General features: G+C 62.2%; 1 protein-coding gene (only partly in view). It reads left to right on the top strand.

Going from position 1 to position 18,419, the window contains the following annotated elements; all coding sequences use genetic code 11:
- Window positions 1-218 precede the first annotated feature (218 nt).
- A protein-coding gene (locus AC0KWY_RS06160; RefSeq protein WP_474028757.1) for a tandem-95 repeat protein crosses the window boundary here: on the top strand, window positions 219-18,419 show its beginning. It continues 18,390 nt past the right edge of the window; the window shows 18,201 of its 36,591 coding nt (coding positions 1-18,201); it begins with the start codon at window positions 219-221; its stop codon lies off the right edge, out of view.

Below are 18,419 nucleotides of genomic sequence, written 5' to 3'. Positions count from 1 at the left end.
GCGCTTGTTCGCCACGTTTTTCTGTAATCCAGCTTATCGGGCCGCTGTGACGGCCAATATCGTCAAAGGGAAGTGCCATGCGCAAGTCAGTTGAAAAAAATGATCGCCCGGATCGTGGCCGGAATTTGTCTCTTTCCCCCTTGATGCATGCCCTGTTAGGCGCCTTTCGTTCCGTCAGGCAAGTGCCGGCGAAGGTAGCGATACCTCATCAGCCTCAGGTGTCGGCCAACCAGTCGTCCATTCGTTTCGAGCCACTTGAGCCGCGCGTGCTGCTCTCGGGCGATGTCAATCCCGCCGCGTTGTCGATCAACGGAGCGATCTCCGTCCAGGGCGAGCAAGATCGCTACGAATTCACGGTGGAAGAAACGCGCCGGGTGGTGTTCGACAGCCTGACCAACCGCAGCGATATCAACTGGACTTTGAGCGGGCCCGCCGGTCAGGTGGCACGCAGCAGCTTCGCGCAATCCGATTTCGACAGCTCCGCCAAACCCGCCGTCGAGCTTGCGGCCGGTACCTATAGCCTGGTGGTCGACGCCGACCAGGACGGCTTGGGGGCTTATGCGTTGCGTCTTGTCAACGCAACCGCCGCTGCCGAGTTGACACTCGTTACCCTGACCCAGGGTACGCTCGATACCGCCAACGAGACCGCCGTCTATAAATTCACCGCCAGCGCTGGCGACAAGTTCTATTTCGACGGTGGCGCCCTGACCAGTACCGGTGCCTCGGGTACCAACAGTGTCAGATGGCGCCTGATCGATCCTTATGGCCGTCAGGAGGGCAATGTTGGCGACATCCGCTCGGACGTCGATACCTTTGCCCTTCAACGCAGCGGCGAATATCTGTTGCTGGTCGAGGGCGCGCCGGGCAATACCGGCAGTTGCGATTTCCAATTCAAGCTCGATCCCATCCACGACAGCCATGAGGCGCTGACGCTGGGACAGGAGACCACGGCGCAGATCGATCAGCCGGGCAAGACGGCCTATTTCACCTTCAGCCTGACGGATACGACGCCGTTGATTTTCGATACCCTCGGCAGTACCGACTACTATTGGTCATTGACCGGTCCCCAGGGCGTCGAGGCTGCGCGCCACGATGCCAGTTCGCGCGTATACGAACTGGATGGCAGCGAACGCTTTGTCCTGGCGGCGGGGACTTATACCCTGGCGGTGGATAAATCGTCCTCGTCAACGGGGACGCATGCCTTCCGCCTGCTGACGGCGGCGAACGCCCAATCATTGATCTGCAATACGGCCGTGACCGGTACGCTCGATCTGGCCAGCGGGGCGCGGATCTATCAAGTTGACGTCGATCAGGGCGACCAGATCTTCTTCGACGCCCAGAGTCTGGTTGGCGGTTCCGCCAACTGGCGTCTGCTTGATGGCCGTGGCGTGCGTGTCGGCGGTGGCAGCTTTAATGGCAACGCGCAGGTCGTCTCCGTTACCACCACAGGTCGCTATTGGCTGGTCATCGATGGCGAGGACAGCAATTCGCCTGCCGCTTCGGTAAATTTCAGCTTTTCGCTCAACAAGGTACCGGACATTGCGGCCAGCCTGACCCCTGGACAAACGGTCTCGGACAACATCGGTCTGGCGGGCCAATCCATCGTCTACAGCTTCGATCTGGCGACGGCAACGCAATTGCTGTTCGACAGCTTGAGCAATCGCAGCGATATCACCTGGACGCTCAGTGGTCCGCGCGGTGTCGAGGTGTTGACGCGCGCGCTTGCTCAGAGCGATGCCGGCAGTGTGCTGGCATTGCCGGCCGGTCGCTACCGGCTGACTGTGCGGGGCGTCAACGATGCGATCGGCGCCTATGCGTTCAATCTGCTCGATCTGGGCGCACCGCTCACCAGCGTTGCTACGGATACGCCCATCAAGGCGTCGTTGGCGGCGGGCAACAGCAGCGTGGCTTACGCGCTGACGGCGCAGCCGGGCGACGTGCTCGACTTCAAGGCCACGAGCGTCAGCGGTGGCACAGGTTATTGGCGCATCATCGATCAGTACGGACAGGACGTCGCCGGCAGCAACAACCTGGCGTCTAGTCGAACCGGTATCGCCCTGACCAAGGGCGGCAGCTATCGTCTGTTGATCGAAGGCGCCGTCAGCAATCCCGGTCCGCTCGACTTTGAAATCCAGTTCAATCTGGCCAGTCATCAAGAATTGCCGGCGCTGCCCATTGGCGACGCGCTGAGCCTGGCCACGCTGACCTCGGGCACTCTGGCCAGTTGGGATGCGACCAAGACCTTTCGTTTTTCGCTCGCCAACGACAGCCAACTGATCTTCGACAGCCAAAATCCGCTCGCCAGCAGCGCCGTGTGGACCCTGGTCGGCCCGCGCGGTGTCGAAGTCAATCAGCAATTGCTTTACGCCAGCGACGCCGATTCGCGCAATGCGATGCTGACCCTGCCGGCCGGCGATTACGCGCTGACCATCAAGGGAGCTTCGAGCAGTAGCTACTACGCACAAAGCGGCAGCTATGCCTTCCAACTGCTCGATGCCGCTTCGATGCCCAGTCTGACGCTGGACACTGCCACCACTGTGACGCGCAATCCGAGCAACGGTACGCTGGCCTATCGCGTGGCGGCTACCGCGGGTGTGCCTTTGGTCCTGAATTCGACGAGCACGGGCGGCTATTCGTATTGGCGTCTGGTCGATCCCTTTGGCAACCCGGTTGCGGGCAGTACCAGCGATCACTACGGCACCACCTACCAGATCGCTGTCACCGGCACCTATACCCTGATCAACGAAGGAGGCTACAACGCTTCGGGAAGTACTGATGTCAGCTTCACGCTGGGCAGCCAGAAGCGCGATGTGCAAGCACTGGTCTTTAACGAAGTGGTCAGCGGCAGCGTGGACGACTGCGCGCAGTTGCGCCAGTACGACTTCACCCTCGCCGAGGCCAGCGTGCTGGCGTTCGATGCCCTCGACAATTCGTCCGATGCAGCCAAGGCGCAATTCCTGCTGCGCGGACCGAACGGCAACGTGGTGAGCTGGTCCAGCCTGAATTCCGATCTCACTTTCGGTCGAGCCTTGCCGGCAGGAAAGTACTCCCTGATCGTCCGGACTACACAGAACGCGGCGACTAACTACCGCTTCCGCCTCTTGAACCGCGAGGCGGCCAGTGTACTGACTCCGGGCGTGGCGATTGACGCTCAACTGCCGGCCGGCGAGTCGCGCCTGTATCGATTAAATGCCAACGCCAACGACCACTATTATTTCGATGGCCGCAACAACTATTCGGGCAGCAACGAAGCCTGTACCTGGACCTTGTTCGATCCCCGGGGTTCGGCCGTTGCTTCAGGCAGAACGTCTGACGATTTCTTGGACCTTACCCTGGCCCGCAGCGGCGAATATCTGCTCCTGATAGCACCGACCGTCAATGGCAACTACTCGCCGGTCAATACCCCGCGCACGGCTAAATTCACCCTGTGGCAATACCAGACCACCAACGGGGCAATGGTGCTCGATCAGGATGTCCACGGTGCCATTGCCCAGCCGGCCGCGACGGTCGCCTACAGTTTTACCCTGACTGCGCCCCAGCGCATCGTAGTGGATGCTTGGGGTAACAGTGGTGTCTCGTGGAGTCTGAGCGGGCCACGCGGCAGTGAAGCCAGCAGCAACACCTTCAACGGTACGCCGCGTTTCTTCGATCTACCCGCGGGCGAATATCGTTTCGTCGTCGCCGGCAACGGTCTTAACTACGGCGCTTATGACTTCCGCATCGGGCTGGTGGCCACGGTGTCGACCATGACGCTCGACACGCCGGTGACGATCACCACCGACACCTCCCCCGAGTATCGGCAGTTCCATCTGAGCCAGGCGACCCGCATGGGCTTCGACGATATCGGGCAGAATCCGGGCGGCAATTGGAGCCTCTACACGATCGCTGGGCAGCAAGTGAAATATGGCTGGATCGGTAACGATTCCAGTATGTCCACCTTGGCAGCAGGCGACTATCTGTTGCGCGTGAATGGCGCGTTGACCCTGAACCAGTCCTTTGATGTGGCCTTGCGCACGGAAACCAGTCAGACGATGGCGCTGCCCTTCGACAGCAAGGTGGTGGCAACGCTGGGCGTGCCGGGGCAAACCATCGATTACCAGTTCGATGTCACCGCCCCCACGACCGCCCTGTTCGAGATATTCGGCAACGGCGATGTTGTCAGTTGGACGCTTACCGGTCCCAACGGCAGCGTCAGCAGCGGCGATACCCTACAGACAACGTATCAGACGCTTCGTTTCGCCGCGGCTGGCAGCTACACGCTGCATGTCTATTCGCCGACCTATCAGACGGGTAGTGGCGCATTCCGCTTGCGCACCATGGACACGCTGGCGGTTCGTTCCCAGGGCGGCGAACAGACACTGACTTTCGGTGGTGACACGCGCGTCGGTGTTATCGCCTTCGACGCCAACGGCGGCGACTATTTCAGTTATCAGTTCCAGCATCAGACGAGTTCGTCGCGCACCCAGTATGCGCTATACGACGCGCTAGGCAATTGCCTTTGGGGACCGTACTACACTAACGGCAACGACACCCGGCAACTCGCCAGCGCCGGTACCTACTATCTGGTCGTCAATGCCCTGGATCCGGAGCCAGTCACCCTCAACTTTGTCACCGCCTGTGCCGCCCAGGGGCGCGAGCAGGCGCTGACTATGGGGCAGGACAGCCTTGGTCGCCTGCCGGTCAAGGACTTCAAGGATGGCTGGAATTTCTCCGTCGCTGCCAATGCCAATTTCATGCTCGATGGGCTGGCAGGGGCTGATCTCAGTTGGACACTGGTCGATAGTTACGGTGCGACGGTGGTCTCAGGCAATCTGGCCAACTCCAGCGTCTTCCAACTGAAGGCTGGCGACTATCGCGTCATCGTGGCTGCCAGTCCGACCTCGAGCTTCATACCCGGCGACTATGGGTTCCGTTTGCTCAGTCTTGTTGGCGCCGAACCACTTGCTGTCGATACGCTGCTCGGCGGCACGCTGGCAGCCCATCGCGCGGTGGCTTTCCCCTTGGCGCTGACCGGTGCCGGGCTGTGGTCGGTGCAGACCGAACTGACGGTTGCCGCAGGGCAGGTGTCGATCTACGATACTTGGGGCAATCCGGTGTCGGTCTCCTCCGATCCCAATGGCGCCATGGAGTTGACGGCCGGACATTACTTTGTTGTCGTCGATAGCGCTGCCGTCACGACGCTGGATTACCACCTGAAAGTCGTCCCGGTCAGCGAACGCCAGGGGGGCAATGTCCAAGTCGGCGCCATCCTCGCCGGGACGCTCGCTGCCGGGGAGTATCTGAGCTATCGTCTCAGCCTCACCGACGCGACTCGCCTGATGGTCCTGAACGCCGGCTCGGACGCCAGCCTGCGGTGGCGCCTGACCCCGGTGGGCGAAGTGGCGACCGGCGGTTGGCAGGCTTTCCCCGGTCAGCGCCAGGATAGCGCCATCGATTTGATCGATACCGGCGACTATTGGCTGACCTTGGCCAGCACGTCCCCAAGTGGTGGCGCGTTCCGCGTTCAGCTGTTCGATGCCGACGCGGTGGCGGTTGTCAATGCAGCGCCGCTAGCCGCCCAACTGGCCGACGATCGCGACTGCATCGGCTATGCCCTCAGCGTCAGCCAGCCGGGCCGTCTGGCGGTGAACCTCACCACCGCCGAGGCGGACAAACTCGCCTGGTCCCTCTACGATGCGGATGGCAATGTCGTCCATGCCTCGGCGCTCGGCAATCCGGGTCTTACTGACGAATTGAGCGAAGGCAGCTATCTGCTCATGCTCTTTGGCCTGGGCAGCGGCCAGCCGCTCGATTACCACTTGGCGGTCGAGTCCTACACGCCGCCGGCCGTGGCGCTTGCCCAGATCGTGAGCGGCAATCTGGTCGGTTCGACGGCCGAGTATCGTTTCTCGCTCTCCCAGGAGACAACGCTGTGTTTCGACGCGCTCGCCGCCGACACGGGGCTTCGCTATGAAATTCTGAACGACCAAGGCGGGGCCATGTTCGAGGGCGGGGTCAGCGATGACTCCGGCCCCGGTTTCAATAACCACGCGTGGGACGTCGATAATTTTGTATCGGGCAGGCGTCTGTTTGCCGGAGAGTATCGCGTGCGTGTCTCGCGACCGGACGCCGCGCCGGACAATGCCGCGTTCAGCTTCCGCCTGCTGGCGGTGGATCAAGAGGGCGACGGCACACTGACTTACGATCAAGCGCGCACCGAATCGTTGACGGCGGGTACGGGGACCACGATCCACCATATCGACGCTCGTCAGGGCGATTACCTTTCGGTGGCCTTGACCCAGATCAGCGCCGGCCTCATCCGGGCACGCTTGTTCGATGGCAACGGAAATGAGGTGGCTTACGGTACCGGCTCCGCGGGCGAGCAAATTGTCTTTGCCAGTCACCATGTCACCGAGGGCGGACGCTATACGCTGTTGATCGATGGCGATATCGGCAATCCGGCCACGGTCGGCTTTGACCTCGAAGTCAGTCTGGTTGACCGCAATGACACCCGTCCAGAAGGCGAAACGCTGACCCTGGCGCAGTCGGTCCAGGTTGAAGTCGATGCTGGGGTGACGACCACCTTCCGGTTTGAACTCGACCGTGCGACCCGAGTGGCCATTTCCGGCGTGTCGGCAAATGGCGGGTTGGCTTGGCAGTTGTCCGGTGCCGAATCGGGCGTCGGTGGAGGCTATTTTGGTGATGGTACCGAAACCCGCTATTACCAGTTGCCCGCGGGCGCTTATGCCCTGACGTTGGACAACAGCACCGGCACCGATAGCGACCAGATCGATTTTCGCATCGATACCGACACCGACGCCCGCGTTCTGACCGTTGGCGAAACTGCTGACGGTGGCGATGCCGGCTGGTTCAAATTCGATCTGGCGGCTGGCGATACGGTTACTTGCGGCCTCGAAGGCGATAGCGAATGGCTGGTCGTGGCGCCGGATGGCAGTGAGACCACCATCAGAAGTGCTCAAGAAGATTTCCGGACATTCGTGTCCAGGGTTGCGGGCAGCTATTATCTGTTGTGCCTCGCCGATGCCGGTCGTGGGGGCGGCACAACGTCCAAACTCCATCTGCGAGCCGTAGCCGATCAGACGTTGGCGTACACCATCGGCAGTGATGTCGTCGAACACCTCGATGTCAGTCATCGCGACCGCTACGAGTTCACGCTGACTCAGGCGGGGCAGTTCCTGCTCGACTTGTCGAGGATGACGCGGCTGTTGGGTTCGGAGAGCGGGTACGAAAATATCGACTGGTCCTTGCAGCGCGACGGGGAGAGGGTTGCCAGCGGCGAGTTCAATACCTATGACAGCGAAAATCCGCTCTTAGGTCTCGCTGCCGGGCATTACACACTGAGTTTCTCGATCCGCTTCAGAAACAACAGCGAGGGGGTGGCCAGCCATACCGACGAGTATGAGTATGCCTTCGCGCTGAGGGATTTGGCCGCGGCGACGACCTTCGCCAGTGGTTCGGCCATCGATGTCGTATTCCCGGCCGGTCAGACGGCGGTTTTTCGGGTGGCGGCCGCAGCCGGCGACAGCTTTGTTTTCCATCCGGACACTGCGAACGTAAGCGGTAGCTGGCGTTTGGTCGATGCCTCGTTGCATGTCTTGGCTCAGGCCGATCTGAGCGAGGAGCGGCGCTTCCTGAATCTGCCCGGCCCCTGCTATTTGCTTTGGGATACCGTTCCCGATGCCGACGAGGCGACCGGCCGTTTCAGCGTCGACGTGCGCACGCCGGTCCCGGCTATCGCGCTGGCCGCGCTGGGAACGACGCAAAGCGGCGTGCTGGGCGCCGATGACACCTTGCGTTATCGCTTCCATGTCGATGGCGCGACACAGCTGCTGGTCGATGTCATGGCCTCGGCCGAGGTCGGCTCCTGGATGCTTCTGGATGCCGCCGGACAACAAGTGGGGATGGGCGCTTTCGACAGCCGCTTCGGTGGGCAAATTCCGATCGCAGCAGCCGGCGACTACACGCTGGTACTGATCGGTAACAACAATGCCGGCGCGCAGATCGACAGCCGCATCGCCGATCTGGCCGCCAATGGCTTGTCTGGCGGTGCCGACGGCTTGGTGACGACAACCTTGACGCCCGCCAGCGTCGCCATCGTCAAATGCGAAGTGAATGGGGGCCAGAGTCTCGTCTTCCGTCCAGAGGATCTTGGCGGTGCGAGCGGACAACTTCGCATCGTCGATGCCAACGGCAATGAGGTCGCCCGTGCCGACGACTTCAATCAATCGCGGGTGCTGCGCAATCTGCCTGCTGGCACCTATTACGCGCTGCTGGCTGTCGATGCCCAAGGGAGCGCGGTTGCCGCAAGTCTGACCTTCCGGGCCGTGACCGCCGCCCCGGCCGAAAGCCTGACCCTGGGTGCCGACACCCCGACCACCCTCGATGCGGCCGGCAGCCAGCGCTTCAGTTTTGAACTTGATCGCGCCACCTTGTTGTGGCTCGATTGTCTCGACAACTTCGCGGGACATTGGTCCTTGCGGAACGAGCAGGGGCAAACCCTGCTCACGGGCGACATCCAGAATGGTCTGGGCAGTGCCATTCCGGTGGCCAGGGCCGGCCGGTATGTGCTGACGCTGAATTCGGGCGATACTTTGCCGTTGGGGGGCAACCCGACGATACGGCTAGAAGATCTGAATCTGGTCGGCACCGCCGTTGATCGCGGAAGCCAGATTGCCGACACCCTGACGCCCGGCAGCGCTTCGCGCACCTATCGGTTCGACGCCGACAGCGGGCGCGTGTTCCGCTTCCTGTCTTATGGCACCGACGCTGCCGAGCTGCGCTGGCGCTTGTATTCGAGCAACGGCAGCCTGATCGCCTCGGGCGATGCCGCCGCCGACAGCGCCAGCATCAACCTCGATGCCAGTGTCGGGCGCAACTGCTATCTGGTCATCGACGGTAGCGCCGCCAATGCGGCCACGGTGAATTACCGTTTTGCCGCCAGCGCCAACAGCATCGCTTTCGATACGGCCTACAGCGGCAAGGCCGGCTACTACCAATCCACCTACTACTCCTTGCATCTCGATCAGCCGGGAACGCTGCTGTTCGATACCACCCAGACGTCAGGCGATTGGAATTACAGCTACGTCAGCTGGGTGTTGACCGACGAGGCGGGACATCAGTATTTCTCCAGTTCCATGGACGGCCGCGATCCGGTGACTGTCTTGCCGGCGGGGAACTACACGCTACAGCTTTATGGAACCTATCAGTACGGGACGCTGACCTATCAGTTTCAGGTTTCCCGGCTCGATGCCGGAAGCCCGCTGAGCTTGGGGATGGCGGTATCCGATACCCTGACACCGGGGTCGTCGAGCAAGGTGTATCAGTTTGATGGCTCGGCTGGCGATCAAGTGTTCTTCCGTAACCTGAGTTCGATGTCAGGTTCGTGGCGCTTGTTCGGGCCCGATGGGAGCCTGGTATTCGACACCTATTTAAGCAACAGGGACGCGCTGCTGTTGACCGAGACTGGAGCCTACATGCTCGTGGTCGGAGGCGACAACCGCCTTCAGTCGCCCACTACCGCCTCGTTCATCGTCTATCGCGCGACGGACATGGGCGCCTTGACGCTCAACACCACCCAGGCGGCGAACTTGGCGGGAAATTCGGCGCTCTCGTATTCGATGCATCTCGACCAGGCGGCGATTCTGGCTTTCGACAACCTCTCGACCGCCGGCAATCTCAAGTGGCGTCTGAGCAGTTCGACTGGGGTGGTCTACGAGAGGAATACCACCAGTTCCGACTTCTCCGGCCGCTTAGCGGCCGGCGACTATGTGCTGACGCTCTCCACCTCGAATGCCACGGCCGCCGACTACGCCTTCCGTGTGCTGGATGCCACCACTGCGACACCGGTGGCGGTGGGTACGCCGGTCACCGCGGCTGTCGCGCCGGTCAACGGCGTGGCGCTCTACAGCTTCGATGCCCAGGCCGGCGAGCGCTATTACCTGGATGTGTTGGCGGCAACCTCGTTTGATCGCCTCGATCCCCCCATGTGGACGCTGCTCGATCCGCAGGGCAACAAGGTGTTCGATCACTACGGCATGGGTTCGTATTCGAGTGACGGTACGGCGCTGGATCCTGCCACTGGCACCTACAAGACCCGCTACAAGCTCAACGGCTACGACCAGGAACCGGTAGCATTTACCGTTAGCGGTACCTATACCCTGGTCATTGAAGGCGACAACACGCGGACTGCCGCGATACCGCCGCTCAGCTTCAACGTCGTCAAGGTGCCGGACAGTCCCGTGGTCGTGCTCGATTCGCTGCTGGTGGTGCCCGCGCCTGACTTGTCGCTCAACAGCGTGGTGCTGAACCCGGCCAGCAACGTCAAGACCGGCGATTCGGTGCAGGTGAACTGGGTGGTGGAGAACCGCGGCGTGATACCCGCTTCGGGGTCCTGGAACGACCGCATCGTGGTGCGCAATCTGGATACCGGCAAGGTCGTGACCACGGTCACCGTTCCCTACGATGCTGCCAGCCAAGGCGCGCTCGGCAGCAACGAGTCGCGCAGCTTGAGCGCCCAGATCCAGTTGCCGCCGGGCGAGGCGGCGGCGGGGCGCTTGTCATTCATCGTCATGACCGATGCCGACAACGTGCTGCGCGAAAGCAATGCCAGCGGCACCGGCGAAGGCAACAACGCGGGCTCGGCCGACCTCACCGTTACCTTGACGCCCTATGCCGACCTGACGGTGGAGAACCTGACCCTGACGCCCGCCGGCAACTACCAGCCGGGGCAGACCGTGGACGTGGCGTGGACCGTGGCCAACCGGGGCAATGCGGCCACGGCGCAGGGCTGGAGCGAACGTCTCGAAGTGCGCAATCTGTCCACCGGTACCCTGGTCGCGAGCTATGACCTGAGCGACACCGTTGCGCTGGCCATCGACGGCACGCGCAGCCGCGCCACGAGCATCGTCTGGCCGAGCGACGCCTCGGCTTCCGGGCGCTTCTCGATCCGCGTCGTAGTTGACGTCGCCGACGAAGTGGTGGAAGCCAATGCGGCCGGCAGCGGCGAAACCAACAATGCGGAAGAGAAGCGCCAGTCCGTCGGGCCGGACTTCCAGATCCGCAATCTCAAGGTGGAAACGACCGACATCCAGGCCGGCGGTCTGGTGACACTGAGCTGGGAGGACTGGAACCTGGGCAGCAGCAGCGCGACCAGCGCCTACTACGATCGCATCGTGGTCAGGAATACGGCGGGCAACCTGGTGCTGCTCGACACCGATCTGGCCTGCGCCGCCTCGGACATTGCGGCCAACGGCCATGTTGCGCGCAGCTTCACTTTCCGTCTGCCCGAAGGCTTGAAGGGCAGCGGCAACATCGCCATCAGCGTCACCGCCGACCAGAACGCGGCGGGCATCGGCACCTACTACGAAGCCAATCTGAGCAACGATGCCGAAGCCAACAATACGGCGTCGGCCAACGCCAGTTCCGCGGCCAAGGACTATGCCGATCTGGCGCTCAGCGACGTCTCGATGCCGTCGACCGGCGCCAGCGGCGGTTCGGTCGAGGTCAGCTGGAAGGTCAGCAACAGCGGCAAGGTGGCCACCGGCGCGGCCTGGGACGATCAGGTCATCCTCAGCACCGACGCCATCATCGGCAATGCCGACGATGTGGTGATTGGCACCGTGCGTCATAGCGGTGCGCTGGCCGTCAATGGCTTCTACACGCAGACAGCCACGGTGCAGATTCCGGCGCGGCCGAGCGGTCGCTATTACCTGGCGATCAAGACCGATGCAGGCGCCGAGGTGCTTGAACCGGATACCCGCGCCGATAACCTCAGCGCTGCCCGGACCCTTGATCTGACCAAGGCCTACGCCGACCTCAATGTGCTCTCGGTCAGCGTGCCGGCCAATGCCCAGGGTGGCGAAAGTGTTCTGGTCACCTGGGAAGTGCGCAACGACGGTACTGCGATCACCGACTTGTCGTTCTGGAATGATCGCGTCACCTTGTCGAAAGACGCCACGCCGAGCACCGACGATATCGTGCTTTCGGGTTCGGTGACTCACGCCGGCTTGCTGGCGCCGGGGCAAAGCTATACCGGCCGCGCCACCGTGACCTTGCCGCGCGACTTGTCCGGCGACTACTACGTTCTGGTCGACGCCAATCTCAATCGCAGCGTCGGCGAGGACGGCCACACCGCCAACAACCTGATGTCGGCGGCGCTACACGTCGACTCGATGCTGACTGCGGACCTGACGGTGAGCGATGTGCAGGGGCCGGCGGTCGTGCGTCCCGGACAAAGCGTCGCGCTCACGTACACGCAAAGCAATGGCGGTACCGCCGCCGCGACTGGGCCCTGGCGCGATCGGATCTATGTGCAGGATGGCAATGGCGACCTTCGCCAGGTCGGCGAAGTCTTCAACACCGACAACCTGGCGGTAGGTGCGAGCCTGACCCGTAGTGTCAGCTTCACGCTCTCCGGCTCGATGCCGGAGGGCGACTACCACTGGCTGGTCAAGACCGATACCGACAATGTCGTGTACGAGCGTGACCAAGAAACCAACAACCAGGCCACGTCAGCCGCCAGCGTGCGCGTGGCGAAGGTGGATCTCGCCGTCACCGCCATCAGTGGGCCGGCAACGCTGGTTTCTGGTAGCAGCGCGCATGTCACCTGGACCATCACCAACCAGGGCGGCGAAGCGGCCGGCAACTGGCTGGACCGCGTCTTCATCGTCAAGAGCGGCGTGACCCGGCAGGTCGGCGAATTCGCCCATGCCGGGCCGCTGGCGGCCGGCGCCAGCTATGGTGGCGAGCTCGATATCGACATTCCGCTCGACTACTCGGGCGAGTACGAAATCGTCGTCGTCGCCGACGCCAGCAGCGTGCTGGCCGATCACGACCGGACCGACAACCAGTCGGCGAGAACTATGACCGTCGATCTGGCGGCTTATGCCGATCTGGCGGTGACGGTCAATTCGGCCACCGATCAGGTCATCCACGATCCGGCGACCATCACTGTCGACTGGACGGTGAAGAATCAGGGCACTGGGGCAGGGCAGACCGACAGTTGGGTCGACCGTGTCGTGCTGTCCACCGATGACATCTATGGCAACAACGACGACAAGGTGGTCGGCGAATACGCCCACGTTGGTGCTCTGGCCAAGGACGGCTCCTACACGCGCAGCGAGCAGATCCTCTTGCCGCCAGCGACTTCGGGCCGCTACAAGCTGTTCGTCGTGACCGATGTCAAGGCGCAGGTGTTCGAGGCCGGCTCGGAGGCCAACAACGTCGGCCGCATCGCTCACGATGTCGATGTGATGCCGATTCCTTATGCCGACCTGCAAGTCCAGTCGGTGACTACCCAGGGGGCCGCCGCCAGCGGCAAGTCGCTGACGGTGAACTGGACCGTCGCCAATAATGGCATCGGCATTACCAGCGTGACGGAGTGGACCGACCGTGTCTGGCTGAGCAGCAAGGCCGATGGTTCCGATGTGGTCAAGGAACTGGGCCAATTCACCCACATCGGTCATCTGGCGAAGGGGGATCAGTACGACCGCAGTTTGACGGTCACCCTGCCGGATGGCATACAGGGCGACTATTACATCAACGTCGAGACTGCCGATCAAGGCGGTCCCTACGAATTTGTCTACACCGGCAACAACACCGGTCGGACGCTGGCCGTGCCGGTCAGCTTGTCCGACTCGCCGGACCTGCGCGTCGAGAGCATCACGCTGCCGACCACGGCCCAAGAGGGGGCGCTGGTCGACATTGCCTGGACGGTGAGCAACCAGGGTGTCGTGGCCGCGACGGGCGTCTGGGTCGATACCGTCTGGCTGATACCGGCCAGTGGCACGGGCAACGCCGTCAATCTCGGCAGTTTCAGTTACGACCGTGGCTTGGGCTCCGGCAACAGCTACACGCGCACCGAACAGCTGAGGTTGCCGAACAAGATTCAAGGCCTTTACCGCATCAAGGTGGTCACCAATGCCAATCTTGGCACCGCAGGCGACCAGGTCTATGAGTACGGCGACGCCCGCACCAACAACGAGAAGCTGTCGGACAGCACGACCGACGTCTCGCTCAACGACCGTCCCGATCTGCGCGTCGGCAGCGACGCCAGCATTCCCGATCATGTCACGGCCGGCACCCGTGTCGGCATCCACTACACGGTGGCCAACATGGGGCCGGTGGCGGCGAGTGGTCACTGGACCGACAAGGTCTTCCTGTCGCTGGATGCCGAACTGAGCGCCGACGATCGACTGGTCGGCCAGTTCGCCAACGGCTCGGCCCTGGCACCGACCGAGAGCTATTCGATCGACTCGGGCATGATCGACATCCCCATCACCTACCGGGGCAATGCCTATCTGATCATCGTCGCCGACGGCAACTATCAGGTCGACGAATATCCGAACGAAGCCAACAACGTCAAGGCCATCCAGTTCTACGTCGATCCGGTGCCGTTTGCCGATCTGGTCACCAGCAATATCGTGGCGCCGGATCAGGCCGTGCATGGTGCTACGGTCCAAGTGGACTACAAGGTATCCAATCTCGGCAGCGACACCACACGCGGCATTTCGACCACCATCAACAGTTGGACCGACACCGTCTGGCTGGCCCGCGATGCGCGTCGTCCTGGCGCCAACAAGGGCGACATCCTGCTCGGCTCGTTCACACACACCGGTAATCTGGCCGTCGGCGAAGACTATCTGGGCAGCGTGCAGGTCGGGATTCCCGATGACATCTACTCGGGCAACTACTACCTGACGGTTTGGAGCGACACCTACGACGCCATCCTCGAAGATACGCTGGCCTCGAACATCAACCCCGACGATGCCACCCAGATCGACAACAACAACTACAAGGCACGGGCGATCGCCGTGCTGGGCATCACGCCGCCCGACCTGGTGGTCAGCCAGGTCACGGCGCCGCTGGAAGCCGATGCCGCCGGCAACTACAGCTTCACTTACACGGTAAAGAACATCGGCGACAAGTTCACCGGCAAGTGGTTGGATGTCGTCTATGTTGCCGACGACCCGGATCTGGACAAGGCCACGAGTATCTGGACCTTGGGCAGCTACAGTCAGGAGCGCAGCCTGAACAACGGTGAGAGCTACACGGTGAGCCAGACCCTGGCGCTCGATCCGGCAGTCAAGGGACGCTACCTCGTGGTCAAGGCCGACGCCAAGGCGGCGATCTATTATCGTTCGACCAGTGAAAGCGATATTGCCGAGGTCAGCGAAACCAATAACACCGGCGCGGCGGACTCGAACGTCAAGGCGCATCCGGCCGATCTGGTGGTCACGTCCATCGAGACCGAAGCGCAGAACTATTCCGGCGAGGAAACGACCATCACCTGGACGGTGAAGAATCAGGGCGAGGCGCTTTGGTCCGGCACCGGCGCCTGGCTGGATACGGTGTATATCAGCACCGATCCCACTTTCATCCCCCATCGCGTGACCAAGTTGGGCGACATCGTGCACTCCAATGTCGGCGGCCTGGCCGCGGGCGCCAGCTATACCACCTCGGCCAAGCTCAAGCTGCCGCCGGGGACGGACGGGCTGTATTACATCTATGTACTGACCGATTCGGCCCATGCCTGGAAGGACTTGTCGGAGAGCCTTTATCCGCAGCCCCACGCCAACGATGAAATGACCAATGGCGAAGCAATCTGGTCGCTGGAGGATCGCAAGAACTACTACGGGATCAGCGCCTACGAAGGGCTGCGCAACGACAACAACGTCGGCCAGGGGCAGCTCAACATCACCTATCGCGAGCCGGATCTTCAAGTCACCGAGATCAAAGTGTCGGACCCCAATCCCTACTCGGGCGATACCATCACGGTCTCCTGGACGGCGACCAACCTGGGAACGCGGGCGGTAAGGACCAACAGCTGGTGCGACGGAGTATATCTGTCGCGTGACGAGTCGCTGGATGGTAGCGACTATCCCCTGGTCGATCGGCCCTGGCCCATCGGCACGCTCTTACGTGTGTCCCCGGTAACGCTGTATGAGAACGATCAGCCCAAATACCTCGATCCAGGCGAGTCCTACACCTCGTCGGCGACTTTCCGCCTGCCCGAATCGATCAGCGGCAATTTCCATCTGTTCGTCAAGACCGATACCGCCACGACCTACGATTTCTATCACACCGAGCCGAGCACCATACGCGACGGCCTGGATACGGTCAGCGACGGTTTCATCCAGGACTCGGTCAAGGAATTCAAGGACGAAGGCAACAACATTGCCTCCATCGTTCTGCCCGTTGCCCTGAGGCAACCGCCCGATCTACAAGTCAGCGTCGTCACCGCGCCAGAGCGCATCTATGCCGGGCAGGCGCTGACGGTGGATTACACGGTGGTCAATCAGGGCGGCGACACGCCGCTTGCTCAGGGCAACTGGAGCGACCTGATCTATCTGTCCAAGGATCGCTTCCTCGATGTCAGCAAGGACCGCTACCTTGGCTACGCCATTCACGGCAGCGGACTGGCGGCAGGGGCCAGCTACGATGGCCACCTGACCGTCGACGTGCCGCGCGACATGGACGGTACCTACTACGTCTTCGTCGTTACCGACCCTGCGCGCGTCTGGGGCAAGGGCGAGTTCGGCGACGTGCGCGAATTCGGCAACGAGCAGAACAATGCCACCACCTCGGCGCAGCCCATCATCGTCGAAACGCCGCCGCCGGCCGACTTGCAGACCACGAGCGTCTCGTTGCCCGCCTCGGCCGAGATCGGTGATCCGATCGGCATCGAGTACACCATCAAGAACGACTCCATCAATACCGCCTACGGTCGGTGGACCGATGCCCTCTACCTGTCCAGCGACACCGGCTGGGACCTGGGCGACGTGCTGCTGGGCAAGGTCGAGTATGTCGGCGACCTGCTCGGCGGCGCCAGCTACAACGGCACGCTGACCGCCAAGCTGCCGCCGCTGAAGGACGGCCACTGGCATGTCATCGTGCGGCCGGACATCTACAACGAGGTGTTCGAAGGCCAGATCAGCTATACCGACACCGGCCTCAACCTGCCGCCCGGCGAAGCCAACAACCGTATCGCCTCGGCGGCGACGCTCGACGTGACGGTGCCGACGCTGACCGTAGGCAGCCCCTTGGCGACGACGCTTTCCGCCGACCAGCAGCGGCTCTACAAGCTCAGTGTCGCCAATGGCGAAACGCTGCGGGTCATCCTCGATTCGTCCGCCGCCACCGGAAACAACGAGCTTTACATCCGCTATGGCGACATCCCGACGACCTATGCCTTCGACGCCATGTACAGCAACCAGCTGGCGCCGGATCAGGAGGTGCTGATTCCCAGCACCCAGGCCGGGGATTACTACATCCTGGTGAAGGCCAGGAAGGGCTTCGAGACGCCGGTGACGGTACGTGCCGACCTGATGCCGCTGTCGATCACCGAAGTGACGCCCGACCAGGGAGGCACCGGCGACGACGAACATCGCTGGGTGACTGTCGATATCTACGGCACGCATTTCAAGGCCAATGCGCTGGTCAAGCTGTCGCGGCCAGGCATCTATGAAGTCGAGCCGGATCGCTGGCAAGTGCTGGACGCCACCCACATCCGCGCCGTCTTCGACCTGCGCAAGGTACCGCGCGGCCTGTACGACGTCACGGTGACCAATCCCGACGGCGCGACGGTGACCGAAGCGGCGCGCTACCTGGTGGAGCAGGGCGTCGAGATCGACGTGACCATCGGTGTTGGCGGCGAGCGCACGCTGATGCCGGGCGAGAACGGCAGCTATACGGTGTCGCTGCAAAGCCTGACCAATGTCGATACGCCCTACGTGCGCTTCGATTTCGGTGTGTCCGAGATGGGCAACAGCGAATATGTGATCCAAGGCCTGAACCTGCCTTATCTGATCTTCGGCACCAATGTCTCAGGCACGCCGACGGGCCAGACCACCGACACCGCCGGCAACACGCTGACTTACGGCGCAACGCCGACCACCGGCACTACGCGCAGCGACATTCCCTGGGCCAAGCTCGATGGCGTGCAGAACACCAGCGGTTACGATCTGGTGCCGGGCTATGCCTTCGATGTGGCCAACCAGGGCTTCGTCGGCATGACCTTCAACGTCCAGACCTGGCCGGGCCTGGCCGAATGGCTGGCCTACGACTTCCCCGGTTTCCGCGACAAGATGTACGCGCTGCATCCTGACTGGAAGGCGCAAGGCCTGCTGGACAACGGCCCGCAGGATCTCAACAAGATCTCCCAGGGGCTGACGAAGAAGTTCTTCGCCAGCATGGAAGATGGTCACCTGACCGATGAAGAAATCCTGGCTTTGCCCTTCCGCTTCAATGTCGTCGCGGCCGCCACGGCTTTGACGCGCGACGAGTTCATCGCCGATCAGACGGCCCATGCCAGGAAACTGCGCGCGGCCATTCTGGCCGATACCACGGCGCCGACGGCGTTGGCGGTACTGGCGGCCGACGAGCAGCAGTGGATCGCGGGCTGGCTGGGGGCGCTGGAGACC

The sequence above is a fragment of the Azonexus sp. MM2026_4 genome, from assembly GCF_055901855.1.
This window is presented reverse-complemented; position numbering and strand designations above follow the sequence as displayed.